Here is a 25,531-nt window from a genome sequence, read left to right on the forward strand (position 1 = left end):
GAGCCGACTCGGCGCGGCTCCTGACATCTGGTTCGACTGTACGTCCGCTTCCCGGACCCTTGCCGAACAGCCCTCACACCCTCCAGCCCTGCGGATCCACCCCACCGGGCACCGCGTCCGACGGCTCGTACGGTCCGCGGGTGAACACGAAGGTCGCGAGATCTAGATGGCTCACCGAGCCGTCCCGCTCCCGCACCACGCGGAGCGTCTCGCCCGCGTAATAGCCGTCCAGCCCCGTCCATGTGCCGTCCTCCTCGGCCCGGAACCGTGAGAGCCGTCCTGTCCCGGACAGCGGCGTGAGCTCCAGCCCGCCCCCGTCCCGCAGCCGCAGGAGGTGCGGGTTCGCGCCCCAGTACCAGGACCCGGTCAGCGCCAGCAGGTCCGGATCCAGCGGTCCGGGCATCGGGCGCCAGGGCTCGGGGATCCGGGGCTCCAGTTCGCTCACGGCACCGACGAGATCGGCGGCGAGGGCCGCAACCGCCGGGCCGGAGGTGCAGTTGGCGAGCACGACCGCGGCAACGTCTTCCTCAGCATCGGTCCACAACGCCGCCAGAAAGCCGGGCATCGAACCGACATGCCCGGCCAGCAACCGTCCTTCGCGCCGTACGAGCTGAAGGCCCAGTCCATACCCCGCGTCCCACGCGTTCCCCTCCGGCGGTACGGCCGGCCTCCGCATCTCGTCCAGGCTCGCCGCACCGAGCACCCGCTCGTCGCCCCGCAGCAGAAACGCCGCCCACCGGCACAGGTCCTCGGCAGTGGACCACAACTGCCCCGCGGGGCCCATCAAACCGGTGTCCTCAGCCGGCTCCGGCAGCACGGCGTCGGCCCACGGATGGACTGCCCAGCCGCTCGCGTGCGGACGCTCCGGCCCCAGCGTCGTGCGTCCCATGTTCAGCGGCTCCAGCACCTCGTTCCGCAGCACCTCGCCCCACGGGATTCCGCCTCGCAGCCGTTCGACCAGTGCGCCGAGCAGTGCGTAGCCGGGGTTGGAGTAATGGTGGCGCCGTCCGGCGGGGAGCCGGTGCGGCCGCTCACCGAAGAGGTCGGCCGGCTCGGGCCGCAGGGCTCCCGTGGTCCGTTCCCACCATGGCCCCCGCGCCTCGGCCGCCAGTCCCGAACTATGCACGAGCAGTTGAGCGATCGTCGCGTCCGGCACCGGAGTCCCGTCCAGATGCCTGCCGACCGGGTCCTCCAGGCTCAGCAGCCCCTCGTCCCGCAACCGCATGACCAGCACGGCGACAAAGGTCTTGGTCAGCGAACCGATCCGGTACTGCACCTCTCCGTGCGGCGCCTCCCCGTCCACCGAGCCCCGGCCGGCCGTCCACACCGTCCGCCCGCCGCGGACGACCGCAGCCGTCATGGAGGGAGCCCGCCCCTCGGTCTGCCCGACCGCCAGCCGGTGCAGCAATGTCCGCCGCGTCCGGGGCAGCAACTCCGCGAACTCCTCGGGAGCAACGGCCACCCGCGACAGCGGGCCCGCCGCCCCCGGCTCGTGGAACTGCGGGGACTCTCCGATGGTCATGGCGCTCCTCAACAGCGGATCCAGTTCGGCCGGGCCCCATCCTCGCCGCATCACCGCAGCGCTGCCGCCCCGGCCAGCGCACCCAGTTCAATCCGCTCCTCCTCGGGGAGCCGCCGCACGGTACGCGGCCCGCCCCCAACCGGCCCCTCCCCTCGACCGGTCCCGTCGGCCGACCGGCCTCACCCGTCAGCCGGCCTCACACGTCAACCACCGTCACCCAGCACGTCCTCAGGCGATCAGGCGGTCAGGCAGTCAGCTCCGCCGCGTTCCGGAACGTCCGCCGGTACGCCTGCGGTGACACCCCCACCGCACCGTGCAGATGCTGACGCAGGGAAGTGCCGGTGCCGAAGCCCGCGTGATGGGCGACGAGGTCGATGGACCAGTCCGTGGTCTCCAGCAGATGCCGGGCGCGTTCGACACGCTGCACGGCGAGCCACTGACCTGGGCTCATACCGACCTCGTCACGGAACCGCCGGGTGAGGGTGCGCACGCTGACCCGGGCGTGCGAGGCGAGGGCGTTCAGCGTGAGCGGCTCGCCAAGACGTTCCAGAGCCCATGCGCGGGTGGCCGCGGTACCGCCCGCCGAGGGGCCGGGGACGGGCAGCCGGATGAACTGGGCCTGACCGCCGTCCCGCCAGGGCGGCACCACACACAAACGGGCCACTTCGTTGGCGACGGCACTGCCGTGGTCACGGCGCACGAGATGCACACACAGGTCCACACCGGCGGCGGCACCGGCAGAAGTGAGGACATCGCCGTCATCGACGAAGAGCACATTGGGGTCGACACGGACCGTCGTGAACAGGCGTTGCAGCTGTGCGGCCTCCCGCCAGTGTGTGGTGGCCGGCCGGTGATCGAGCAACCCGGCGGCGGCCAGCACGAACGCACCGGTACAGATCGCCACCATCCGGGTGCCGGGCCGTACGTGCTCCAGCACCTTGCGCAGTTCGTCGGGCAGCCGGCCGTCCTCGACGATCGAGCCCAGCGCGTGGGACGGCGGGATGACGACCGTGTCCACGCTCGCGAGCACGGAGGCGTCCTCGGCGACCGCGATGTCGTAGTCGGCCTGCGCGCTGACCGGGCGTCCGTCCGGACTGCAGGTGACCACGGAGTAGAGGGGCTTGCCGTCGGCGCTGTGCGCGGCGCCGAAGATCCGCGCGGGGATCCCGAGTTCGAAGGGGACGACACCGTCCAGGGCGACCACACCGACGCGATGCATGACCCGATTCTTTCAAACGTTGGCCATCTGGACACCGCCGGGGCCACGCCCGCCGCGCAAAGCTGGCAGCACCCCGGGAAACGCGGCCGCCCAGCGGCGCGGAACGCCCGTCATCGCCGTAGGCAGCAGTACCAAGGAGACCCCCATGTCCGAGACCCGGACCCCGCAGATGCGTGCCGTCAGCCAGGACACCGCCGGTGGCCCCGACGTCCTCAAGATGATCACCACCGACCGTCCGGTACCCGGCCCGACGGAGATCCTGGTCCGGGTGCACGCCACGGGCGTCAACCCGACCGACTGGAAGAGCCGCGCCCAGGGCCAATTCCTCAGCGGCGCCAAGACCCCCTTCACCCTGGGCTTCGATGTCTCCGGCGTGGTCGAGGCGGTCGGGCTCGGCGTGACCGTGTTCACGCCGGGCGACAAGGTCTTCGGCATGCCCCGTTTCCCGCACCCCGCCGGGGCCTACGCGGAGTACGTCACCGCCCCGGCGCGCCACTTCGCCCCCCTCCCGGCGAGCCTGGATCACCTCCAGGGCGCCGCTCTCCCGCTGGCGTCGCTGACTGCCTGGCAGGCCCTGGTCGACACCGCGGACGTCCAGCCCGGCGCGCGGGTGCTGGTCCACGCCGCGGCGGGCGGCGTCGGCCACCTGGCGGTGCAGATCGCCAAGTCCCGCGGCGCATACGTCATCGGCACCGCCCGGCAGGCCAAGCACGACTTCCTGCGCGGCCTGGGCGCCGATGAACTCGTCGACTACACCCGGCAGGACTTCGCGGAGACGGTGCGCGACATCGACGTCGTGCTCGACACCATCGGCGGCGACTACGGCGCCCGCTCGCTGCGCACCCTGCGCCCCGGCGGCACGCTGGTGTCGATCCTGCCGCTGGACGACTCCTTCCCGGCCGCGCAGGCACGCGAGGCAGGGATCCGCGCGGGGTTCCTGCTCGTCGAGCCCGACCAGGCCGGACTGCGCGCCGTCGCCGACCTGGTGAGCAGCGGAAAGTTGCAGGTCAACGTCGACACCGTGCTGCCTCTCGAGGAGGCCGCACAGGCGCACACCCTCGGCGAGACCGGCCGCACCACCGGAAAGATCGTCCTGTCCGTCGCGCCCTGACGGCGGTCAGCCGTTGGCATCCGTCATGTGCCGTGCGGCGCCGCGCACGCGGCCCTCACGTCTGCGCCATGTCCACGAAGCGTGAGTAGTGCCCCTGGAACGCGACCGTGATCGTCGCCGTGGGGCCGTTACGGTGCTTCGCCACGATCAGGTCGGCCTCGCCGGCCCGCGGGGACTCCTTCTCGTAGGCGTCCTCGCGGTGCAGCAGGATGACCATGTCGGCGTCCTGCTCGATCGAACCGGATTCACGCAGGTCGGAGACCATCGGCTTCTTGTCCGTGCGCTGCTCGGGACCACGGTTCAGCTGCGAGAGCGCGATCACCGGAAGCTCCAGCTCCTTCGCCAGCAGCTTGAGGTTCCGGGACATGTCCGAGACCTCCTGCTGGCGGCTCTCGGCGCGCTTCGAGCCGCCGGACTGCATCAGCTGGAGGTAGTCGATGACCACCAGCTTCAGTTCGTTGCGCTGCTTGAGCCGGCGGCACTTGGCGCGGATCTCCATCATCGACAGGTTCGGCGAATCGTCGATGTACAGCGGCGCGGCGGAGACATCCGGCATCCGACGCGCCAGCCGTGTCCAGTCCTCGTCCGTCATGCTGCCGGAGCGCATGTGGTGCAGCGCGACCCGTGCCTCGGCGGACAGCAGACGCATCGCGATCTCGTTGCGTCCCATTTCCAGCGAGAAGATCACACTCGGCAGGTTGCTCTTGATCGAGCAGGCCCGCGCGAAGTCCAGCGCCAGGGTCGACTTACCCATGGCGGGACGGGCCGCGATCACGATCATCTGGCCGGGGTGCAGGCCGTTCGTCAGGGAATCCAGGTCGGTGAAGCCCGTCGGCACGCCCGTCATCTGGCCCTGGCGCGAACCGATCGCCTCGATCTCGTCGAGAGCGCCCTCCATGATGTCGCCGAGCGGAAGGTAGTCCTCACTGGTCCGCTGCTCGGTAACGGCGTAGATCTCCGCCTGGGCGCTGTTGACGATCTCGTCGACGTCGCCGTCCGCGGCGTATCCCATCTGCGTGATACGGGTGCCGGCCTCGACCAGCCGGCGCAGCACCGCACGCTCATGGACGATCTCGGCGTAGTACTCGGCGTTCGCGGCGGTCGGTACGGACTGGACGAGCGTGTGCAGATACGAGGCACCGCCGACCCGCGCGATCTCGCCGCGCTTGGTCAGCTCCGCGGCGATGGTGATCGGGTCGGCGGGCTCGCCCTTGGCGTACAGGTCGAGGATCGCCTGGTAGACCAGCTCATGGGCGGGGCGGTAGAAGTCCTCACCCTTGAGGACCTCGACGACATCCGCGATCGCGTCCTTGGACAGCAGCATGCCGCCGAGCACGGACTGCTCGGCATCCAGGTCCTGTGGGGGGACGCGCTCGAAACCGCCTGCCCAGGAGCCGCCGTCGTCGTCGCGTTCCTGGCGGTCGCCGCGGCCGCGTCCCTTGCCCTCGCCCCGCCGGGAGCGGGCGGCCGGCAGCAGGTCGCTGGGACCGGAGTCCGCCCAGGGGTCTTCCATGGGCTCGGGAATGCTCACCCCGGCACCTCCTCCCGTCCGCGGCGCGGACCTTGCTGTGCTGTTCTTTCTTACGGCACAGCTCTGACAATCGAGACGCCCGACTCCGGTTACGGCGCGTCGAGTTCGGACGATTTCTCAAGCCGGAACAGGCGGCGGGTGCCGGACCACGGTAGGCCCGTGGGCACCGTCCGCCAATCTGGTTATCCACAGGCCATGTGGATGACTGGCCTACAGCTGTGGAGAAGTCCCCGGATCCTGTGCACGGCACGGGGGAAACTTCTGTGGACAAGCACACAATCACCCCGCCCACACCCTGCTGACCTGCAGTTTTCTCATCCATAGGCTGTGGGGAAGAAAAACTTCCCCACACGGCTCAAGATCACGACAAACGGCACAGGGAAGGCAACTCCTCACAGCGGAAAGTAAGGACTGCAATAGGTTTGCATCTCTTACCTGTGGACGATTACCTTGGGCGCATGACCCAGGCTCCCGCGACACCGCGGCGCACCGACCGTCGCCATGACCGCGAGATCATCGCCCTCGCCCTGCCCGCCTTCGGCTCACTGGTCGCGGAACCTCTCTTCGTCATGGTCGACAGCGCCGTCATCGGCCACCTCGGCACTCCCCAGCTCGCCGGCCTGGGCGTCGCCGCCGCCCTGCTCACCACCGCTGTCTCCGTCTTCGTCTTCCTCGCCTACGCGACCACCGCGGCGGTCGCCCGCAGGGTGGGTGCCGGCGATCTTCCCGCCGCCATACGCCAGGGCATGGACGGCATCTGGCTCGCCCTGCTGCTCGGCGCCGCCGTCATCGTGGCCGTCCTGCCCACGGCCCCGTGGCTCGTGGAGGCCTTCGGAGCCTCCGCCACCGCTGCCCCGTACGCGACGGCGTACCTGCGCATCAGCGCCCTCGGCATCCCCGCGATGCTCGTCGTGCTGGCCGCCACCGGCGTGCTCCGCGGGCTCCAGGACACCCGGACCCCGCTCTACGTCGCCATCGGCGGCTTCTCCGTCAACGCCGCGCTCAACGTCTGCCTGGTCTACGGCGCCGGGCTCGGCATCGCGGGCTCCGCCTGGGGCACGGTCATCGCCCAGTGCGGCATGGCCGCGGTCTACCTCACCGTGGTCATCCGCGGTGCCCGGCGGCACGGCGCCTCGCTGCGCCCCGACGCCGTGGGCATCCGCGCCTCGGCCCAGGCAGGGGTCCCGCTGCTGGTCCGTACGCTCTCGCTGCGCGCTGTGCTGATGATCGCCACCGCCGTTGCCGCCCGGCTCGGCGATGCCGAGGTCGCCGCGCATCAGATCGTGCTCACGCTGTGGTCCCTGCTGGCCTTCGCGCTGGACGCCATCGCCATCGCCGGGCAGGCCATCATAGGCCGCTACCTCGGTGCGGGGGACCGCGACGGCGCCCGCGCCGCCTGCCGCCGGATGGTCCAGTGGGGCATCGCGGCCGGACTGGTACTCGGTGTGCTGGTCGCGCTCGCCCGCCCCTCGTTCATCCCCCTGTTCACCTCGGACCCCGCCGTGCAGGGTCCGCTGCTGAGCACGCTCCTGGTCGTGGCCGTGACACAACCGGTCTCCGGCATCGTCTTCATCCTCGACGGCGTCCTGATGGGCGCGGGGGACGGCCCGTATCTCGCCTGGGCCATGGTGGTGACTCTGGCGCTGTTCGCTCCGGCCGCGCTGGCCGTACCCGCTCTGGGCGGCGGACTCGTGGCGCTGTGGTGGGCCATGGCGCTGATGATGACCGTCCGCATGCTGACTCTGTGGCTGCGTACCCGCTCGGGCCGGTGGATTGTGACAGGAGCCTCGCGCTGAACCATCTCCCGTAACACGTAGTGCATGTCAATAATGACCGTGTGCGCTCGCTTGCCGGTAGGTCCGTGGTGCCCCTGACGCTCGTCGTCATGGTGGCTGCTGTTGTGGTGGGCTACGCCTCGGACGGGGAGGGCGACAGGAGCAGCAGCCGTGTCAGCGGTCACAGCAGCTTCGGCAAGTCCGGCGAGGCCGACCAAGATCCCCAGGATCAGGATCCCGCCGCGACGGCCCCGGCCGAGGACGGCAATGCCTACACTCCACGCCGCACCGAGCAGAACGCCCGAGTCGGCGTGGTTTTCGAGAAGGACGACTCCGGAGACCACTTCTGTACGGCGAGCGTGGTGCAGAGCCCGGGCCGGAACATGCTCATCACCGCGGCGCACTGCGCCTTTGACGCGGACGCCGGGACAACGGTGGACGATCTCGTCTTCGCCCCCGACTACCGCGACCGCGATGAGCCCACCGGCCTCTGGAAGGTCAAGAAGGTGATCGTCGACGACCGCTGGGTCAAGTCGCAGGACGAGGATCTCGATGTCGCCTTCCTTGTGCTCGACAAGAAGAACGGCAAGCAGATCCAGGACGTCCTGGGCGGCAACACCCTCGGCATCGACCGTGGCTTCGACAACGAGGTCAAGATCACCGGCTATCCGACCAGCCGGGACACCCCGATCTCCTGCCAGAACCGCACCACGAAGTACAGCGACACCCAGATGCGCATCCAGTGCACCGACTTCGAGGGCGGGACGAGCGGCAGTCCCTGGCTGGCCGACTACGACCCCAAGAGCCATACCGGCACGGTCATCGGTGTTCTCGGCGGCCACGAAGGCGGTGGCGACGAAGACGATGTCTCCTACGCCGCATACTTCGACGACGATGTCGCCGAGCTCTACCGGCGCGCTCAGAACGAGGACTGACCGCCGGCTGCCGGCGCCCCGGACACGGCGAAGGGCCGCACCCCGTTGGTGACGGGATGCGGCCCTTCGGCGTGGTGCGGAAACTACGCGGCGACGACCTCGACGCCGAGCTTCGCCACGACCTCGGCGTGCAGACGCACGGAGATCTGGTGGGCGCCCAGGGTCTTGATCGGCGAGCCGAGCTCGACACGACGCTTGTCGACGTCCGGACCACCGGCGGCCTTGATCGCCGAGGCGACATCGGCCGGGGTGACGGAGCCGAACAGGCGGCCCGCGTCGCCGGCGCGAACGGCCAGCTTCACGTTGACGCCCTCGAGCCGGCCCTTGATCTCGTTGGCCTGCTCGATCGTGGCGATCTCGCGGATCTTGCGACCGCGGCGGATCTGCTCGACGTCCTTCTCGCCACCCTTGGTCCAGCGGATCGCGAAACCACGCGGGACCAGGTAGTTACGGGCGTACCCGTCGCGGACGTCAACGACGTCGCCGGCGGTGCCGAGGCCGGAGACCTCGTGGGTGAGGATGATCTTCATGATTCGGTCACCCTTCCCTTATCGCGCGGTGGACGTGTAGGGCAGCAGCGCCATCTCACGGCTGTTCTTCACGGCCGTGGCGACGTCACGCTGGTGCTGAGTGCAGTTGCCGGTGACCCGGCGGGCACGGATCTTGCCGCGGTCGGAGATGAACTTCCGCAGCAGGTTCGTGTCCTTGTAGTCGACGTAGGAGATCTTCTCCTTGCAGAACACGCAAACCTTCTTCTTAGGCTTGCGAGCAGGCGGCTTCGCCATTGTCTCTCTCCAATGAGTTCAAGAAGTTTGTGCTGACGCCCTCAAGGTCCCTGGCCGCCTCACGGCGCTGTTTCACGTGAAACAGCGCGGAGTCGGACCGGCTGTACGGACCTAGAAGGGCGGCTCGTCCGAGTAGCCACCGCCGGAGCTACCGCCCCAGCCACCGCCGCCACCCTGCTGACCGCCGCCGGCCGGGCCGTTGGTCGCCCACGGGTCGTCGGCGGGAGCACCGCCGCCACCCTGCTGGCCGCCGCCGGGGCCGCCGCCCCAGCCGCCGCCACCCTGGCCACCGCCCTGCTGACCGCCGCCGAAGCCGCCGCCGCCCTGGCCACCGCGACCACTGGTCTTGGTGATCTTGGCCGTGGCGTTCTTCAGGCTCGCGCCGACTTCCTCGACGTCGAGCTCGTAGACCGTGCGCTTCACGCCCTCGCGGTCCTCGTACGACCGCTGCTTGAGGCGGCCCTGGACGACCACGCGGGTACCCCGCGTCAGGGACTCGGCGACGTTCTCCGCCGCCTGACGCCACACCGAGCAGGTCAGGAACAGGCTCTCGCCGTCCTTCCACTCATTGGTCTGACGGTCGAACGTGCGGGGAGTGGACGCGACGCGGAACTTCGCGACCGCCGCACCGGACGGGGTGAAGCGCAGCTCGGGGTCGTCGACAAGATTGCCGACGACCGTGATGACGGTCTCGCCTGCCATTAGGGGAACCTCTCGGCGGGTGTGCTGCTGGCTGCTGGTGTTGCTGCTACTCGGACCCGGTTACCGCTGGACGCTTGCGCGCTCAGTGGGTCTCGGGACGAAGGACCTTGGTCCGGAGGACCGACTCGTTCAGGTTCATCTGACGGTCGAGCTCCTTGACGACCGCAGGCTCGGCCTGCAGGTCGATGACCGAGTAGATGCCCTCGGGCTTCTTCTTGATCTCGTAAGAGAGACGACGACGGCCCCAGGTGTCGACCTTCTCGACCTTTCCGTTGCCCTCACGGACGACGGAGAGGAAGTTCTCGATCAGCGGGGAGACAGCGCGCTCCTCGAGATCGGGGTCGAGGATGACCATCACCTCGTAGTGACGCATGTAGAACCCACCTCCTTTGGACTCAGCGGCCACGGTCGTTCCGTGGCAGGAGGGTCGTATGCGTTCCGCACCGAGCCCGCCCGGTCATCCGGACAGACATAGGCGCAGACCGTACACAGTACCTGCCTGAAGCCTTCCGGTTGAAATCCGCCCGCTCCACCCCTCAATCTGGAACACAACGGGTGTGAGCGGCGTTACAGTGCGCCGCCCTGTCATCGGAGGTGCCGCATGGCACAGGCAGCACGGACCCAGCGCAGTCTGCTCTCGCTTCTCAACAGCGACGGCAAGGAGCATCCCGTCGAGAACACCATCGCCATCGTGACCGTGGTCCTCGGCGCGATCGCCATCTTCACCACGCTCTCTCCCAGCCTGCACCTGGTCAGCTCCTGGGTCGGCCTGATCGGAATCGGCACCGGCCTGTGGGGACAGTTCATCTCGTCGACGACGGGCGAACGCTTCCTGTTGATCATCGGCCTCGGGGCGGCGGCCGTCGGCTTCTACCTCGGGCTGGCGCACGGCGGCCTCTTCGGCGGCGTGATCGGCTAGCCGATACGGCATACGGGGCTCCGCCCCGTATGGCCCAGACGGGGCGCTCCGCGGTCACAGTAGGCTTCGGCGCGAGAGCCGGAGCCCCACCAAGGGGACACACCTGCCGAGGAGCGCCCCGCATGAGCCTGACCCTGAGGACCATCAGCCGAGAGCAGCATCTGGCATATATCCAGAGTCTGCCCGCGGCCAGCCACATGCAGGTTCCTGCCTGGGCGGACGTCAAGGCCGAATGGCGTTCGGAGAGTCTGGGCTGGTTCGACGCGAGCGGCGCGCTGGTCGGCGCGGGGCTGGTGCTCTACCGCCAGCTGCCCAAGATCAAGCGCTATCTGGCCTATCTCCCCGAGGGCCCGGTCATCAACTGGTTCTCACCGAACCTCGAGGACTGGCTGCAGCCGATGCTCAGCCACCTCAAGCAGAAGGGCGCCTTCTCCGTGAAGATGGGCCCGCCGGTGATCATCCGCCGCTGGGACTCCGCCGCGATCAAGTCCGGTATCCAGAACCCGGACGTCAAGCGGCTGCGGGACGTCGAGGCCACCCACATCGAGCCCCGCGCCTTCGAGGTCGCCGACCGGCTGCGGCGCATGGGCTGGCAGCAGGGCGAGGACGGCGGCGCCGGCTTCGGCGACGTGCAGCCGCGTTATGTCTTCCAGGTGCCGCTGGCCAACCGCTCGCTGGAGGACGTCCACAAGGGCTTCAACCAGCTGTGGCGCCGCAACATCAAGAAGGCCGAAAAGGCCGGCGTCGAGGTCGTCCAGGGCAGCTACGAGGAGCTGGCCGAATGGCAGCGGCTCTACGAGATCACCGCGGAGCGTGACCACTTCCGCCCGCGGCCGCTGGGCTACTTCCAGCGCATGTGGACGGCCCTCAACTCCGAGGACCCCAACCGCATGCGGCTCTACTTCGCCCGCCACGAGGGCGAGAACGTCGCAGCGGCCACGATGCTGATCGTCGGGGGCCACGTCTGGTACTCCTACGGCGCCTCCGCCAACCACAAGCGCGAGGTCCGGCCCTCGAACGCGATGCAGTGGAAGATGCTCCAGGACTCCTACGCGCTCGGCGCTTCGGTCTACGACCTCCGCGGCATCAGTGACTCGCTGGACGAGAACGACCATCTCTTCGGTCTGATCCAGTTCAAGGTCGGCACGGGTGGGCAGGCAGCGGAGTACCTCGGCGAGTGGGACTTCCCGCTCAACAAGCTGCTGCACAAGGCGCTCGACATGTATATGTCGCGCCGCTGACGCTTCACCGCACCGTCCGTACTCCTGACACACCCCAGCCACGAGAAAGGTTCCGGGCCCGGCCATGGCGCTCACTCTCTACGTCGACACCGCGCGCTGGCGGGCGCATCAGCAGAGCGTTCTCCAGCAGTTCCCCGGGCTGGTCCCGGTCTGCAAAGGCAACGGTTACGGCTTCGGCCATGAGCGTCTCGCCGACGAGGCGACCCGCCTGGGCGCCGACATCCTCGCGGTCGGCACGACCTACGAAGCGGCCCGTATCAAGGACTTCTTCAGCGGCGACCTGCTCGTCCTGACCCCGTTCCGCCACGGTGAGGAGCCGGTGCCGCTGCCCGACCGGGCGATCCGGTCGGTCTCCTCGGTCGAGGGCGTGGGCGGCCTGGTCGGCGCCCGGGTCGTCATCGAGGTCATGAGCAGCATGAAGCGCCATGGCGTCAAGCCGGAGGATCTGCCGAAGCTTGCCGCGGCCATCGAGGACATCCGGCTCGAGGGCTTCGCGTTGCACCTCCCGCTGGACCGTGCCGACGGTTCCGACGCGGTCGAGGAGGTCATCGGCTGGATGGACCGGCTCCGCAATGCCCGCCTCCCGCTGCACACCATGTTCGTCAGCCACCTCAAGGCCGATGAACTCGCCCGTCTCCAGCAGCAGTTCCCCCAGACACGGTTCCGCGCGCGGATCGGAACGCGGCTGTGGCTCGGCGACCACGAGGCCACCGAGTACCGCGGCTCGGTGCTCGATGTCACCAAGGTCGCCAAGGGCGAGCGCTTTGGCTACCGCCAGCAGAAGGCGGCCTCCGACGGCTACCTGGTCGTGGTGGCCGGCGGCACCTCGCACGGCGTCGGCCTGGAGTCACCCAAGGCGCTGCACGGCGTGATGCCGCGTGCCAAGGGCGTGGCCCGGGCCGGCCTGGCCACCGTCAACCGCAATCTCGCGCCGTATGTGTGGGCCGGGAAGCAGCGCTGGTTCGCGGAGCCGCCGCACATGCAGGTGTCGATCCTGTTCGTGCCGGGCGACGCACCGCAGCCGCAGGTCGGGGAGGAACTGGTGGCTCATCTGCGGCACACCACCACGCAGTTCGACCGCCTTGTGGACCGCTGATCCGGTAGCGCCCGGCTCGGACCGCAACACACGCCAAGGGCCCGGTGCCGCAGACCTTCTCTGCGGCACCGGGCCCGGTGCGTGGACGGCCCGGCGGCCTTACTCCCTTACGGCGCCCCAGCTCACCTGTGGAGCCCCCTCGAACTGCACCGCGTGCCGGGGACGGTGGTGGGTCCGGCCGAGCACGAACACATCGGGGCTGCGGTCCAGGACGCCGCCCGACGGATCGTCGTCCCCGTCCCTGCGGACCACATCGCGCTCCGGCAGCAGAATGTCCCGGACGACCACGGCACACAGGTAGAGGGTTCCCAGGAGGTGCAGCACGATGGCCAGCTGGTAGCCCTCGAGCGGCAGGCCTTGGTGCTTGTCTTCGTTGCCGGTGTAGGCGAGGTACGTCCAGATCCCCAGGAAGTACATGACCTCGCAGGCCTGCCAGATCAGGAAGTCCCGCCAGCGCGGCCGGGCCAGCACGGCGAGCGGGGTCAGCCACAGGACGTACTGCGGCGAGTAGACCTTGTTGGTGAGGATGAACAGCGCGACGACAAGGAACGCCAGCTGTGCGAAGCGTGGCCGGCGCGGCGCATACAGGGTCAGCAGACCGATGGCGCCACAGCCCAGGATCATCAGCAGCGTGGCATAGGTATTGGCGTTCTCCAGCGGGTTACCGGTCCGCTGCGAGATCAGGAGCCAGAGCGAACCGAAGTCGATGGGCCGCTCCTGGCTGAACGTGTAGAACTTTGCCCAGCCCTCCCGGATGTGGAATCCCGCATCATCATGCGTGATCATCACCGGCAGGTTCACCACCAGCCAGGATGCGGCGGCGCCGGCCACCGCCCGCCCGTACGCACGCCAGGCTCCCGCACGCCAGCACAGCACCAGCAGCGGGCCGAGCAACAGCACCGGATACAGCTTCGCTGCGGTGGCCAGCCCGATGAGGACACCGGCCGCGAGCGGGCGGCTGCGTGACCACATCAGCATCCCTGCGGCGGTCAGGGCGATCGCCAGCAGATCCCAGTTGATGGTCGCGGTGAGGGCAGCAGCCGGCGCCAGGGCGACCAGGAGACCGTCCCAGGGGCGTTGCCGGTGGGTGCGGGTCACGCACACCGCGACGACAGCGGCGCAGACCATCAGCATGCCGGCATTGACCAGCCAGTAGACCTGTTCGCGGTACTGGATACCCCCGCCGTGCGGGGTCATCCAGGAGGCGATCTCCATGAAGGCTCCGGTGAGCACGGGGTACTCGAGGTACTCCATGTCGCCGGGCAACCGGTCGAAATACGGGAGCAGCCCGTCCGCGAAGCCCCGCCCCGCATAGAGATGGGGGATATCGGAGTAGCAGGCGTGGACGTACTGGCTCGTGGCGCCGAAGAACCAGCCCCCGTTGTAGCAGGGCAGCTTCTGCACCATGCCCAGCGCGAACATGCCGATGGCGACGAGCGCGATGACTCGTACCGGCGTCAGCCGACTGGTCCCGAGCAGTGCGCGCCGGCCGATCGGTCCGCCGATCAGCTCGCTGCCGGCCGCCGCCACCTCATCCCGCCTCGTCGGCCGTACCGGCTCGTCCCGTCGCACGCTCGTCATGGCCCCATCCTGCCGTACGACCCTGTGCAGAAGACGGCAAAGCCCCCACCCGGCGTGAGCCGTGCGGGGGCTTTATGGCTCCACGTTTCACGTGAAACAGCGTTTCACGTGAAACGGTCGGTCAGCCGCTGGGGCCGCCGAAGAGGCCTCCACCACCGTTCGCGTCCGTCGGGTCAGGTGTCGGACTCGTGCCTCCGGTGTCACCGCCCGGTCCACCCGTTCCGCCCGGTCCTCCGCCGTTGGCCCCGCCGTTACCGGCTCCGCCGCTGTTCTTGCAGTTGATGTCCCACGGAGAACAGGTATCCGTCGGGCTCGGGCTGGGACTGTCCGACGGCGAAGCGGAGTCACTGGGAGTCCCCGACGGAGTCTGCGAGGGCGTGTCCGACGGCGTGGGCGTCGGCGTCGGAGTGGGCATCCCGGCCTCGTCCACCCGTCGCCCGATGGGCGTAGCAGCCGGGAACGGCACCGACGGGACGCCCTTCATCGCCTGCAACATGTACTCGGTCCACACCTCGGTGGGCAGTGCCCCACCGTGGATCGAGTCGAAGCCACCGACGCCGTTCATGGACAGCTGACGCGGATTCTGTGCGTCCTCACGGAACATGGAGATGGCCGTCGAAAGCTGCCTGGTGTAGCCGACGAACCAGGCCGACTTGTTCTCGTCGGTGGTGCCGGTCTTGCCCGCTGCCGGCATGTCCAGCCGCTTGGCCAGGTTTCCCGTGCCGTTCTGGATGACGTTCTGCAGCACCTTGGTCACGTTGTTGGCGATGTTGGAACTCATCGCCGTCTCCTGCTTGGGCTTGTCGAAGCCCGGCAGGTCTTCACCCTCGAACGTCACCTTGGTCACCGAATACGGCTCCACCTTCTGCCCCGACTGGGCGAAGGTCGCATAGGCATCGGCCATACGAATCGCGCTCGGAGTGGAGGTGCCCAGCGCGAAGGACGGGTTCAGATTCTTGTCGAAGCTGGCCGGTGCGATGCCCGCAGCCTGCGCCATGTCCCGGACCCTCTTCATCCCGACGTCCATGCCGAGCTGTACGAAGGGGGTGTTCACGGACTGTTCCATCGCCTTGGTCAAGGGGATGTAGCCCCAGGGGTGGTTACTCTCGTTCTCCTGATAGAAGGGCGAGTTATCCCGCTTCGTCACGAAGTGGCCGTTGGCGTCCTTCACCTTGAGGTGGTCATCGCCGTTGTAACGGCTGTCCGGTGAGATCGGCCCGCCACTCCTGGCCGTTCCGTACTTCATCCCCGCGGCGAGCACGAACGGCTTCCAGGTCGAGCCGACCGGCACGCCGAAGGTGTCGGCGTTGTTGCTGAAGTGCCCCTTGTCGTAGCCCTCACCGCCGTACAGGGCGACGATCTTGCCGTCTCCCGGCACCACGGAGGCCCCGCCGAACTGGACGTATTTGTCCTTGGCGCGCTTCTTGGGGTCGATGTAGTGCTTGTCGACCTTCTTGACCGCGCGCTCGAGCGCATTGGTCTTCTTCGCGTCGAAGGTCGTCCGGATCGTGTAGCCGCCCTTGTCGAACTGGGCCTCGCTGAGACCCGCGTGCTTCAGCACGTACTTCTTCGCGGTGTCCATCATGTAGCCGACCTGGCCGCTCTTGCTGGCCACCGGCTTCGGCAGGTGTGGCGTGGGGAAATGACCGCGGTACTTGTCCCGCTGCGTCTTCGACAGGAGGTGGTTCTCGACCTCGCGGTCGAGGATCCAGGACCACCGGGCCTTGGCACGCGCGGTGTTTGCCGCCCGCGTGGCTCCCGGGCTGGTGCCGCCCGCGGGGTCATACAGGTCCGCGCCCTTGAGCACGGTGGCCAGGAAGGCGCTCTGGTTCGCGTTGAGCTTGGCGGCGTCCACTCCGTAGTACGCCTGAGCCGCTGCCTGGATTCCGTAGGCCCCGCGACCGTAGTAGCTGGTGTTCAGGTACCCCTGAAGGATCTCGTCCTTGTTCTTCGACCAGCCGACCTTGATCGCGATGAACAGTTCCTTGAACTTGCGGTCAAGTGTCTGCTGCTGACTCAGCATCGCGTTCTTCACGTACTGCTGGGTGATGGTCGAGCCGCCCTGGGTCTCGCCGCCCTTGGCCATGTTGAACACCGCACGCGCGATGCCCATCGGGTCGACGCCCGAGTCCGTCCGGAACGAGGCGTTCTCCGCGGCGATCGCCGCATTCTGCATCGCCGACGGAATCTCGGTGATCGTGACGTTCTGCCGGTTCGTCTCACCGTCGCGCGCCATGACCTTGCCATTGGCCCAGAGGTAGACATTGTTCTGCGACTTGGCTGCCAGGCTCTCGTCAGGAACCTGCACCAGGGCCAGCGCGACGCCGGAGGCACCCACGATCAGCCCTATGAAACCGACGCACAGGGTGGCGACCTGTTTCCAGGAGGGAACGAAGCGCCGCCACCCGACACGGTTGGCACGCGGGTAGTCGATCAGACGCTTCTTCGCGGGCTTCCCACTGCCGCGTCCGCGGCCGCCGTCGGGGCCATCGCCCCCGCCGCCGCGCCGGCCTCCGCCGCGGCGGCCCCCGGCGCCGCCACCGGCAGCCGCCGCGGAGGCATCAGTCACCCGCCGGCGGCCGCCGCGCTGGGCAGCTCTGCGGGCTTCGGCGCGCCCTCCTTGCCCCGGCTCATGACCGGTCGGCGCGGAGTGAGAGGCAGGATCGGCAGCGGAGCCACGCGGAGAGGCGGCACGGCGCCCCGGTGGCTGCTGTGCGGCGCGTCGGGCCGCGGCACGTCCGCCACTCTGCGGCTGTGGCGGTTTGCGACGGTGCTCGCTCATGGAACGAATACTCCTCGGGCAGGCGCGCTATCTCGTCGCCTGAAGGCGGCAATTGTCTTCAGGTCCCCCCGATGCACAGCTCGCTCCTGAGGCGCGAGCCGCACTACACCGAGGATGGGGACGCCAGATATCGGCCCACGGTTCCCGGCAGTCTGCATGCCGCACAGACTACGCACGGCCAAAACCTGCCCAGTGTTGAAATTCACTCCAAATCAGTCAGGTTGATGAGAACGATTCGGTGATGTGATGCCGTTCACCGTCCCCCCGCTTGTTCAGCCCGGGGGACCGCTCTATCGTCTGGATGTATCGAGTCGATACATCAGCACGACATAAGGAACGCACAGGACCAGGGAGGCGGAGGATGAGCAGACGTTCCGGCATCCTCGAGTTCGCCGTCCTCGGCCTGCTCCGCGAGTCCCCGATGCACGGCTATGAGCTGCGGAAACGGCTCAACACCTCGCTCGGGGTCTTCCGCGCGTTCAGCTACGGCACCCTCTACCCCTGCCTCAAGGCGCTGGTCGCGAGCGGCTGGCTCATCGAGGAGACGGAGGGCGCTGCGGAGGGCGTTCCGGCCGCGGCGCTGACAGGGCGCCGGGCCAAGATCGTCTACCGATTGACCCCAGCGGGCAAAGAACACTTCGAGGAGCTGCTCGCCCACTCCGGACCGGACGCATGGGAGGACGAGCACTTCGGCGTCCGCTTCGCATTCTTCGGCCAGACATCTCGGGACGTAAGGATGCGGGTGCTGGAAGGCCGCCGCAGCCGGCTGGAGGAGCGCCTCGAGAAGATGCGCACCTCCCTGGCCAGGTCCCGCGAGCGGCTGGACGACTACACCCTCGAGTTGCAGCGGCACGGCATGGAATCCGTGGAGCGCGAAGTCCGTTGGCTGAACGAGCTCATCGAGAGTGAGCGCGCCGGACGTGACCAGCGCGCACCAGGTCCGGCACAGGACCGGAAGAACCAGTCAGGCGATACGGGCGGCCTGCCCCGGCACCGGGGTGCTTCCCGGCCGGATCCGTCCGATGACACCACCACATGAGGCTCTGCTGTGCAGATCCTCATCGAGAACACAGGGAGCAACCGGAATGGGTTCGGTTCGCGTAGCCATCGTCGGCGTGGGCAACTGCGCCGCCTCGCTGGTACAGGGCGTCGAGTACTACAAGGACGCCGACCCGAAGAGCCGCGTGCCCGGCCTCATGCACGTGCAGTTCGGCGACTACCACGTGCGTGACATCGAGTTCGTGGCGGCCTTTGACGTCGACGCCAAGAAGGTCGGGCTCGACCTCGCGGATGCCATCGGCGCCAGCGAGAACAACACCATCAAGATCTGCGACGTGCCCAACGCGGGCGTGACGGTCCAGCGCGGCCACACCCACGACGGCCTGGGCAAGTACTACCGCCAGACCATCGAGGAGTCCGCCGAGGCCCCGGTCGACGTCGTCCAGGTCCTCAAGGACAAGCAGGTCGACGTACTGGTCTGCTACCTCCCGGTCGGCTCCGAGGACGCCGCGAAGTACTACGCCCAGTGTGCCATCGACGCCAAGGTCGCGTTCGTCAACGCCCTCCCGGTCTTCATCGCCGGCACCAAGGAGTGGGCGGACAAGTTCACCGACGCCGGTGTCCCGATCGTCGGTGACGACATCAAGTCGCAGGTCGGCGCCACGATCACGCACCGCGTGATGGCCAAGCTCTTCGAGGACCGGGGCGTCATCCTGGACCGCACGATGCAGCTGAACGTCGGCGGCAACATGGACTTCAAGAACATGCTCGAGCGCGAGCGCCTGGAGTCCAAGAAGATCTCCAAGACCCAGGCCGTCACCTCCCAGATCCGGGACCGTGAACTGGGCGAGGACAACGTCCACATCGGCCCCTCGGACTACGTGGCCTGGCTGGACGACCGCAAGTGGGCCTACGTCCGCCTCGAGGGCCGCGCCTTCGGTGATGTCCCGCTGAACCTGGAGTACAAGCTCGAGGTCTGGGACTCCCCGAACTCCGCGGGTGTCATCATCGACGCCCTGCGCGCCGCCAAGATCGCCAAGGACCGGGGCGTCGGCGGCCCGATCCTCTCCGCTTCCTCGTACTTCATGAAGTCCCCGCCGGTGCAGTACTTCGACGACGAGGCACGGGAGAACGTCGAGAAGTTCATCAACGGCGAAGTCGAGCGCTGAGACGCCCAAAGCACCTCGCCTGTGCAGGCCCCCGGGTATTCCACCCGGGGGCCTGCGGGCTGTGTGAGGCTGTGCCTCATGCATGCTGTGCGCGACCTCCGCGTATTACTCCGGCTACGCGACTTCCGTTCGCTCCTTGCCGCACGGCTCCTTTCCCAGGCGGCCGACGGGGTGTTCCAGGTCGCGCTCGCCGCCTTCGTCGTCTTCTCGCCCGAGAAGCAGACCTCCCCCGCCGCCATCGCCTCCGCCATGGCGATCCTGCTGCTCCCCTACTCCCTCCTCGGGCCGTTCACCGGGGTACTGCTCGACCGCTGGCGGCGGCGTCAGGTCCTGCTGTACGGCAATCTGCTGCGCACGGTGCTGGCGATGGCGACGGCGGCGCTGATCGCGTCACAAGCCCCCGACTGGCTCTTCTACGCCTCGGCCCTGTTCGTGACCGCCGTCAACCGCTTCGTCCTGGCGGGGCTCTCGGCCGCGCTGCCGCGTGTGGTCGACGGTGAAGAGCAGCTGGTCATGGCCAACTCCCTGGCTCCCACGGCCGGAACGCTCGCCGCCACCGCCGGCGGCGGGCTCGCGTTCGCCCTCCGGCTGGCCGGCTCGGATGTGGACGCGTACGTCGTGCTGCTCGCCGCCTCTCTCTACCTCTGCTCGGCTCTCACCGCCCTGCGCATGGCACCGCAATTGCTCGGCCCCGATGCCGCACACCTCCAGCCCCACCTGCGCGAGGCCCTGTTGAGCACCCTGCGGGGACTTTCGGACGGGCTGCGCCATCTTGCCGAGCGGCGCGCGCCGGCACGGGCGCTGACCGCGATGACCCTGATCCGTTTCTGTTACGGAGCCCTGACGGTCACGGTGCTGATGCTGTGCCGGTACTCCTGGTCCCGCACCGAAGCGGAGGGCTTGGCCCTGCTCGGGATCACCGTCGGGGTGTCAGGGGCGGGCTTCTTCGCGGCCGCTGTGATCACGCCCTGGGCCGTAGCGCGGCTCACCGCGTTCGGCTGGATCGCCTGCTGTGCCGCGATGGGCGCCGTGCTGCTGCCGTCTCTCGGACTGTTCTTCCTGCCGGGTCCGATGCTGGCCGCCGCGTTCCTGCTCGGCCTCGGCACCCAAGGGACCAAGATCGCCACCGACACCATCGTCCAGTCGACGGTCGACGACGGCTTCCGCGGCCGGATCTTCGCCATTTACGACGTTCTCTTCAATGCCGCCTTCGTCGGCGCCGCCGCGGTCGCCGCCCTCATGCTGCCGCCGGACGGACGCTCCATCGCACTGCTCGGCGTGGTGACCGTCCTCTACGCGGTGGTCACCGCGGCGTTGGTCCGCGTCGTACGCAGCTGAGCACACATCCGTCACACCCCGAGATGATCACGGCTCTGCGGCAAGACCTCCGGACCGGATACCTTACGGACGTCCTACAGCAGCCTGTACACATCAATATCGGGGGAGATCCATGACGACGCCACCTCAGGAACAGCAGCCATACGGCCAGGCACCGTACGCACAGCCATACGGGCAACAGCCCTACGGACAGAACCCGTATCCGCAGGCACCGCCGGCACCCCAGGCCCCCTACGGCCAGCCCCAGGGCGGATACGCCTACCCCCAGCAGCCACAGGCTCCGTACGGACAGCCTCAGCCTGGATACCCCGCGCCGCCCCAGCAACCCTTCATGCAAGGCGGTGCACCCGTACCACCGCCGCAGCCCGCCAAGCGCCGTTCCCCCAAGTCGATCCTGAGGGGCATCGGAGTCGTCCTCGGTCTGGTCTTCCTCGCAGTCGCCTGGATCAGCAGCATGGACGACGCGAGCAGCGCCGAGGTCGGCGACTGCGTGACGAAGTCCAGCAGTTCGCTCGACGATGGCCTTTCGGTGGTGGATTGCGGCACCTCGGAGGCCCAGTACAAGGTGACCGCGGTGCACGATGACACCTCGGACCCGTCCGTGTGCCCGGCAAATCAGTCCGCTTACACCAAGAATGTGCACCGACGCAGGGGATCCGACACCCACATGGTGCTCTGCCTGACCTCGGCGAAGTAGCGCACGGCAAGCACCTGGGATGCGTCATGGGGCGGTGTTTCACGTGAAACACCGCCCCATGTTTCACGTGAAACGTAAGGCTCGCCCCCCCGTTTCACGTGAAACGTCAGCCCTGGGTGGCCCACCACTCCTTCAGCGCGGCGATCGCCTCGTCCCGCTCCATCGGCCCGCGCTCCAGCCGGAGCTCCAGCATCTGCTTGTAGGCCTTGCCGACCTCGGGCCCCGGGCGGATGCCCAGGATCTGCATGATCTCGTTGCCGTCCAGGTCCGGGCGAATCGCCTCCAGCTCTTCCAGCTCCTGCAGCCGGGCAATGCGCTCCTCAAGCCCGTCGTAGGCGCGCGACAGGGCACCGGCCTTGCGCTTGTTGCGAGTGGTGCAGTCCGAGCGGGTCAGCTTGTGAAGCCGCTTCAGCTGCGGACCGGCGTCGCGCACGTACCGCCGGACGGCGGAGTCCGTCCACTCGCCCGTTCCGTAACCGTGGAACCGCAGATGCAGCTCCACCAGACGCGAGACGTCCTTGACCATGTCGTTGGAGTACTTCAGTGCGGTCATCCGCTTCTTGGTCATCTTCGCGCCCACCACCTCGTGGTGGTGGAAGGAGACCCGACCGTCCTTCTCGAAGCGCCGCGTCCTGGGCTTGCCGATGTCGTGCAGGAGGGCCGCCAGCCGCAGCACAAGATCGGGGCCGTCCTCCTCGAGGTCGATCGCCTGCTCCAGGACCGTCAGCGAGTGCTCGTAGACGTCCTTGTGACGGTGATGCTCGTCACTTTCCAGCCGCAGCGCGGGCAGCTCGGGCAGGACCTGGTCGGCCAGGCCCGTCTCGACGAGCAGCCGCAAGCCCTCGCGGGGGTGTGCCGACAGGATCAGCTTGTTCAGCTCGTCCCGTACGCGCTCCGCGGAGACGATCTCGATGCGGTCCGACATCGCCTTCATCGCGGCGACGACCTCCGGGGCCACCGCGAAGTCCAGCTGAGCGGCGAAGCGGGCCGCGCGCATCATCCGCAGCGGGTCATCGGAGAAGGACTCCTCGGGCGTCCCCGGCGTGCGCAGCACACGCGCGGCCAGGTCCTCCAGACCGTCGTGCGGGTCGACAAACTCCTTCTGCGGCAGCAGCACCGCCATGGCGTTCACCGTGAAGTCCCGACGCACCAGGTCCTGCTCGATGGAGTCGCCGTACGACACCTCGGGCTTGCGGGAGGTGCGGTCGTACGCCTCGGACCGGTAGGTCGTGACCTCGATGTCGAACGATTCCTTCTTGCAGCCGACCGTCCCGAAGGCGATGCCGACCTCCCAGACCGCATCCGCCCACGGCCGGACGATCTTCAGAACGTCCTCGGGGCGGGCATCGGTGGTGAAGTCGAGGTCATTGCCGAGCCGGCCGAGCAGCGCATCCCGGACCGAGCCGCCGACCAGGGCAAGTGTGAACCCGGCCTCCTGGAAGCGACGGGCCAGATCATCCGCGACGGGGGACACCCTCAGCAGCTCGCTCACAGCGCGCCGCTGCACATGGTTCAGCGCGTTCGTCGACAGCGGGGTCCGCTCGGCGGTCGGGGCGGGGAGGTCATTGTTGGCGTTCGGCACAACAAAACAGGGTACGTGGCCGCGCAGTGCAAAGCGTCACGTAATAAAGGGGACAGGCTGGGACCCGATCAAGGGAACCGGCTGGGCACACGGCCTCTGCATCGAGATCATGTGGAGCAGTCCCTGGCACGCCGTCGCTGCGCGCCTCGTTACCATTCGTGGACGCACATTCCGAACGACCACTGACGACGACGAGGGACGGGCGAGCGCGTGGCCGAGGCGGCAGGGTTCCAGCGGACTGAACGGCCGCGTGGTCGATGGCTGCGAAGGACCGTGACACTGCTCACTGGGATGCTCCTTCTCGTGGGGCTGCTCCAGGTTCCGCACGCTTCCTCCGCCCAGGCGGCCCCGACCGGCTCCCGCACGGTCGACGTCACCATCGACTCGATGTCCCCGTCCGCTCCCTCCAAGAGCGACACGGTCACCGTCTCCGGCACGCTGACCAATGACGGCCGCAGCACGATCACGGATGCGCATGTCGGAATGCACCGTGGATCCGCGCTCGGTGGCCGTAGCTCCATCGAGAACGCTTCCCGCCGTACCGGCTATCTGCCGGGCACGGACGGTGAGGAGATCAAGGGGCACACCGAGAAGATCGGCAAGCTGGAACCCGGCGTCAGCCGTTCCTTCAGCCTCAGCGTGCCGGCCAAGGACCTCAACCTCGGCGATAACGGTGTGTACCAGCTCGGCATCTCTTTGTCAGGACGCACCCCGTCCACACCCTCCGGGCAGGTCCTCGGCTTCGACCGGACGTTCCTGCCCTGGCAGACGGCCGGAAACGGGAAGAAGACGCAGCTCACCTACATGTGGCCGCTGATCTCCCGCACCCACCTCACCGCCGAGACCGACGCCGATGCCCAGCAGACGCCGGTCTTCCGCAACGACGACCTCGCTGCCGAGCTCGCGCCCGGAGGCCGCCTGCAGCAGATGGTCGCGCTCGGCAAGAACCTCCCGGTGACCTTCGTCATCGATCCCGACCTCCTCGCGACGGTCGACGCCATGACCAAGTCGTACCGGGTGAACGGCCCGGACGGCCCCATGGGCAAGAACCAGGCGGTCGCCAAGCAATGGCTGCACGACCTCGAAGAAGCGGTCAAGTCGCACCAGGTCGTCGCGCTGCCCTTTGCCGATCCCGATCTGGCCTCGCTCGCTCACCACGGCAAGAGCGTGCCCAGCGCGCTCGGTCACCTCGGCCCGGCCACCGACCTCGCCGACAAGACCGTGGACACGATCCTCGGCGTCAAGCCGCGCACGGACTTCGCCTGGCCCGTCGACGGCGCGATCGACTCGTCCATCGTGGATGTCGCGACCTCGGCCGGCGCGCACAACGTGATCACTCGCAGCGACAGCCTGCGGGACGCCGACAGGCTGTCCTACACCCCTACGGCGGCCCGCCCCATCGGCGGCGGCAATACCGCCGTCGTGGCGGACGCGCAGCTCTCACGGGCGTTCGAGGGCGATATGTCGAAGGCCGGAAACTCCGCCCACGCGGTCCAGGAGTTCCTCGCACAGACCCAGATGATCAGCCTTGAGGACCCGGGCCGGCAGCGCAGCATCGTCGTCGCGCCGCAGCGCATGCCGTCGGTCAGCCAGGCCCACGCCATGGCCGGCGCACTGCGGAGCCTGGACGAGTCCGGCAGCTGGACCCAGTCGCTGAACCTCGGCGGCGCGGCCAAGGCCAAGCCCGACCGCGCGGCCACCCGCCATGTGCCGAGTGGCGCCGCCTACCCGTCCTCGCTGCGTCGGCAGGAACTCCCCGTCAACGCCTTCCGGCAGGTCCAGGGCACCCAGTCCGCCCTGGACGACTTCCAGGTGATCCTGGCGCAGCCGGAGCGCGTGGTGACCCCGTTCGGCAACGCGATGATGCGGGAGATGTCGACGGAGTGGCGGGGCGATGCCACCGGCGCCACCACGTACCGGCACTCCGTACGCAGCTACCTCGACGGCCTGACCAAGAAGGTCCGCCTGATCCAGAAGTCGGGGGCGACGCTCTCCGGGCGCAGCGCCACGATTCCGGTGACGGTGCAGAACAACCTGGTCCAGGGCGTCAAGGACATGACGCTGAAGCTGTCCTCGTCCCAGCCCAACCGTCTGGACGCGGGGAAGTCGCAGCAGATCACGGTGGACGGCGGGCACAGCCAGTCGTTCAAGTTCGACACCACGGCGAACGCCAATGGCCGGGCATGGGTGACCGCCCAGCTCTACACGGCGGACGGGAAGCCCTACGGTGAGCCGATGATGTTCCAGGTGAACGTCACGGAGATCACCGCAACGGTGATGCTCGTCATCGCGGGCGGCGTGCTGCTGCTCGTCCTCGCCGGTGTGCGGATCTACCTCCAGCGCAAGCGGGCGGCCGCCCGGCGGGCCGAGGACGGGTCCGACGGTGACGAGCCCGATGACGGCGCCGGCACGGACGGCGACAACGGCGGCACCGATGGCGACGAGCCGCAGCAGCCGAGTGACCCCACGCCGGACACCGGATCGGAAAGCTCCGACCCGTCCGGCTCAGGTGAGAAGGTGGACCGTTGATAGATGGCGGGGCCGGAT

At 68.3% G+C, this 25,531-nt stretch carries 21 protein-coding genes; 11 read left to right on the top strand and 10 right to left on the bottom strand.

Annotated features, from left to right (window positions below; all coding sequences use genetic code 11):
* Window positions 1-73 precede the first annotated feature (73 nt).
* Together ABZ851_RS02105 and ABZ851_RS02110 are read right to left on the bottom strand one after the other, a co-directional pair.
* Window positions 74-1,522 (bottom strand): serine hydrolase domain-containing protein, encoded by a 1,449-nt coding sequence (locus ABZ851_RS02105; protein ID WP_361120822.1) that lies wholly within the window; start codon window positions 1,520-1,522, stop codon window positions 74-76.
* 244 nt (window positions 1,523-1,766) lie between these two features.
* Window positions 1,767-2,741 carry a helix-turn-helix domain-containing protein gene (locus ABZ851_RS02110; protein WP_361120824.1) on the bottom strand — a complete coding sequence of 325 codons (975 nt, stop codon included), beginning with the start codon at window positions 2,739-2,741 and terminating at the stop codon, window positions 1,767-1,769.
* 145 nt (window positions 2,742-2,886) lie between these two features.
* Here ABZ851_RS02110 and ABZ851_RS02115 point away from each other — a divergent pair, with 145 nt between their 5' ends.
* Window positions 2,887-3,852: an NADP-dependent oxidoreductase gene (locus tag ABZ851_RS02115; protein ID WP_361120827.1), complete on the top strand. Its 966-nt coding sequence runs from the start codon at window positions 2,887-2,889 to the stop codon at window positions 3,850-3,852.
* Between the two features lie 55 nt (window positions 3,853-3,907).
* Here ABZ851_RS02115 and dnaB read toward each other — a convergent pair whose 3' ends face one another.
* On the bottom strand, window positions 3,908-5,365 hold the full coding sequence (gene dnaB / locus ABZ851_RS02120) for a replicative DNA helicase (RefSeq protein WP_206739846.1): 1,458 nt from the start codon (window positions 5,363-5,365) through the stop codon (window positions 3,908-3,910).
* 476 nt (window positions 5,366-5,841) lie between these two features.
* Between dnaB and ABZ851_RS02125 the strand changes: the two genes are divergently transcribed.
* Window positions 5,842-7,179, top strand: coding sequence for an MATE family efflux transporter (locus ABZ851_RS02125; RefSeq protein WP_361120829.1), 1,338 nt, complete (start codon window positions 5,842-5,844; stop codon window positions 7,177-7,179).
* Between the two features lie 89 nt (window positions 7,180-7,268).
* Entirely contained in the window at window positions 7,269-8,093 is an 825-nt protein-coding gene (locus tag ABZ851_RS02130) for a trypsin-like serine protease (protein WP_361120832.1), read from the top strand.
* A gap of 83 nt (window positions 8,094-8,176) precedes the next feature.
* Here the strand turns inward: ABZ851_RS02130 and rplI are convergent, their stop codons facing one another.
* From rplI to rpsF, 4 genes are all read right to left on the bottom strand, one after another.
* A complete protein-coding gene (gene rplI / locus ABZ851_RS02135; RefSeq protein ID WP_088798860.1) occupies window positions 8,177-8,623 on the bottom strand; it encodes a 50S ribosomal protein L9 in 447 nt (148 codons plus the stop codon).
* 18 nt (window positions 8,624-8,641) lie between these two features.
* A complete protein-coding gene (gene rpsR / locus ABZ851_RS02140; protein ID WP_003978893.1) occupies window positions 8,642-8,878 on the bottom strand; it encodes a 30S ribosomal protein S18 in 237 nt (78 codons plus the stop codon).
* Between the two features lie 111 nt (window positions 8,879-8,989).
* Complete coding sequence (locus ABZ851_RS02145) at window positions 8,990-9,580, bottom strand: single-stranded DNA-binding protein (protein ID WP_088798859.1); 591 nt, start codon at window positions 9,578-9,580, stop codon at window positions 8,990-8,992.
* An 82-nt stretch (window positions 9,581-9,662) separates the two neighbouring features.
* The gene (gene rpsF / locus ABZ851_RS02150) at window positions 9,663-9,953 is read right to left on the bottom strand and encodes a 30S ribosomal protein S6 (protein ID WP_006604399.1); all 291 of its coding nucleotides are present in this window, start codon (window positions 9,951-9,953) and stop codon (window positions 9,663-9,665) included.
* Window positions 9,954-10,181: 228 nt separating this feature from the next.
* Between rpsF and ABZ851_RS02155 the strand changes: the two genes are divergently transcribed.
* The 3 genes from ABZ851_RS02155 to ABZ851_RS02165 all read left to right on the top strand — a co-directional run bounded on the left by ABZ851_RS02155 (window position 10,182) and on the right by ABZ851_RS02165 (window position 12,836).
* On the top strand, window positions 10,182-10,499 hold the full coding sequence (locus tag ABZ851_RS02155; protein WP_088798858.1) for a hypothetical protein: 318 nt from the start codon (window positions 10,182-10,184) through the stop codon (window positions 10,497-10,499).
* 122 nt (window positions 10,500-10,621) lie between these two features.
* Window positions 10,622-11,740 carry a peptidoglycan bridge formation glycyltransferase FemA/FemB family protein gene (locus ABZ851_RS02160; RefSeq protein ID WP_361120838.1) on the top strand — a complete coding sequence of 373 codons (1,119 nt, stop codon included), beginning with the start codon at window positions 10,622-10,624 and terminating at the stop codon, window positions 11,738-11,740.
* 64 nt (window positions 11,741-11,804) lie between these two features.
* A complete protein-coding gene (locus ABZ851_RS02165) occupies window positions 11,805-12,836 on the top strand; it encodes an alanine racemase (RefSeq protein WP_088798856.1) in 1,032 nt (343 codons plus the stop codon).
* Window positions 12,837-12,935: 99 nt separating this feature from the next.
* Here ABZ851_RS02165 and ABZ851_RS02170 read toward each other — a convergent pair whose 3' ends face one another.
* Together ABZ851_RS02170 and ABZ851_RS02175 are read right to left on the bottom strand one after the other, a co-directional pair.
* The gene (locus ABZ851_RS02170) at window positions 12,936-14,417 is read right to left on the bottom strand and encodes a glycosyltransferase 87 family protein (RefSeq protein WP_361120841.1); all 1,482 of its coding nucleotides are present in this window, start codon (window positions 14,415-14,417) and stop codon (window positions 12,936-12,938) included.
* Between the two features lie 121 nt (window positions 14,418-14,538).
* Window positions 14,539-17,199, bottom strand: a complete 2,661-nt coding sequence (locus ABZ851_RS02175; RefSeq protein WP_361120844.1) for a transglycosylase domain-containing protein — start codon at window positions 17,197-17,199, stop codon at window positions 14,539-14,541.
* Between the two features lie 361 nt (window positions 17,200-17,560).
* Between ABZ851_RS02175 and ABZ851_RS02180 the strand changes: the two genes are divergently transcribed.
* The 4 genes from ABZ851_RS02180 to ABZ851_RS02195 all read left to right on the top strand — a co-directional run bounded on the left by ABZ851_RS02180 (window position 17,561) and on the right by ABZ851_RS02195 (window position 21,402).
* A complete protein-coding gene (locus ABZ851_RS02180; RefSeq protein ID WP_336047550.1) occupies window positions 17,561-18,238 on the top strand; it encodes a PadR family transcriptional regulator in 678 nt (225 codons plus the stop codon).
* A gap of 46 nt (window positions 18,239-18,284) precedes the next feature.
* Entirely contained in the window at window positions 18,285-19,367 is a 1,083-nt protein-coding gene (locus ABZ851_RS02185; protein WP_361120847.1) for an inositol-3-phosphate synthase, read from the top strand.
* A gap of 78 nt (window positions 19,368-19,445) precedes the next feature.
* The gene (locus tag ABZ851_RS02190; RefSeq protein ID WP_361120850.1) at window positions 19,446-20,705 is read left to right on the top strand and encodes an MFS transporter; all 1,260 of its coding nucleotides are present in this window, start codon (window positions 19,446-19,448) and stop codon (window positions 20,703-20,705) included.
* Between the two features lie 112 nt (window positions 20,706-20,817).
* Entirely contained in the window at window positions 20,818-21,402 is a 585-nt protein-coding gene (locus ABZ851_RS02195) for a hypothetical protein (protein ID WP_361120853.1), read from the top strand.
* A 106-nt stretch (window positions 21,403-21,508) separates the two neighbouring features.
* On the opposite strand, the gene ABZ851_RS02200 is transcribed toward ABZ851_RS02195, so the two are convergent.
* Window positions 21,509-22,984, bottom strand: coding sequence for a CCA tRNA nucleotidyltransferase (locus tag ABZ851_RS02200; protein ID WP_361120855.1), 1,476 nt, complete (start codon window positions 22,982-22,984; stop codon window positions 21,509-21,511).
* Window positions 22,985-23,275: 291 nt separating this feature from the next.
* Between ABZ851_RS02200 and ABZ851_RS02205 the strand changes: the two genes are divergently transcribed.
* Window positions 23,276-25,513: a DUF6049 family protein gene (locus ABZ851_RS02205; protein WP_361121779.1), complete on the top strand. Its 2,238-nt coding sequence runs from the start codon at window positions 23,276-23,278 to the stop codon at window positions 25,511-25,513.
* Window positions 25,514-25,531 lie beyond the last annotated feature (18 nt).

This window comes from Streptomyces sp. NPDC047049, assembly GCF_040643995.1.
Taxonomy (GTDB): domain Bacteria; phylum Actinomycetota; class Actinomycetes; order Streptomycetales; family Streptomycetaceae; genus Streptomyces; species Streptomyces mooreae.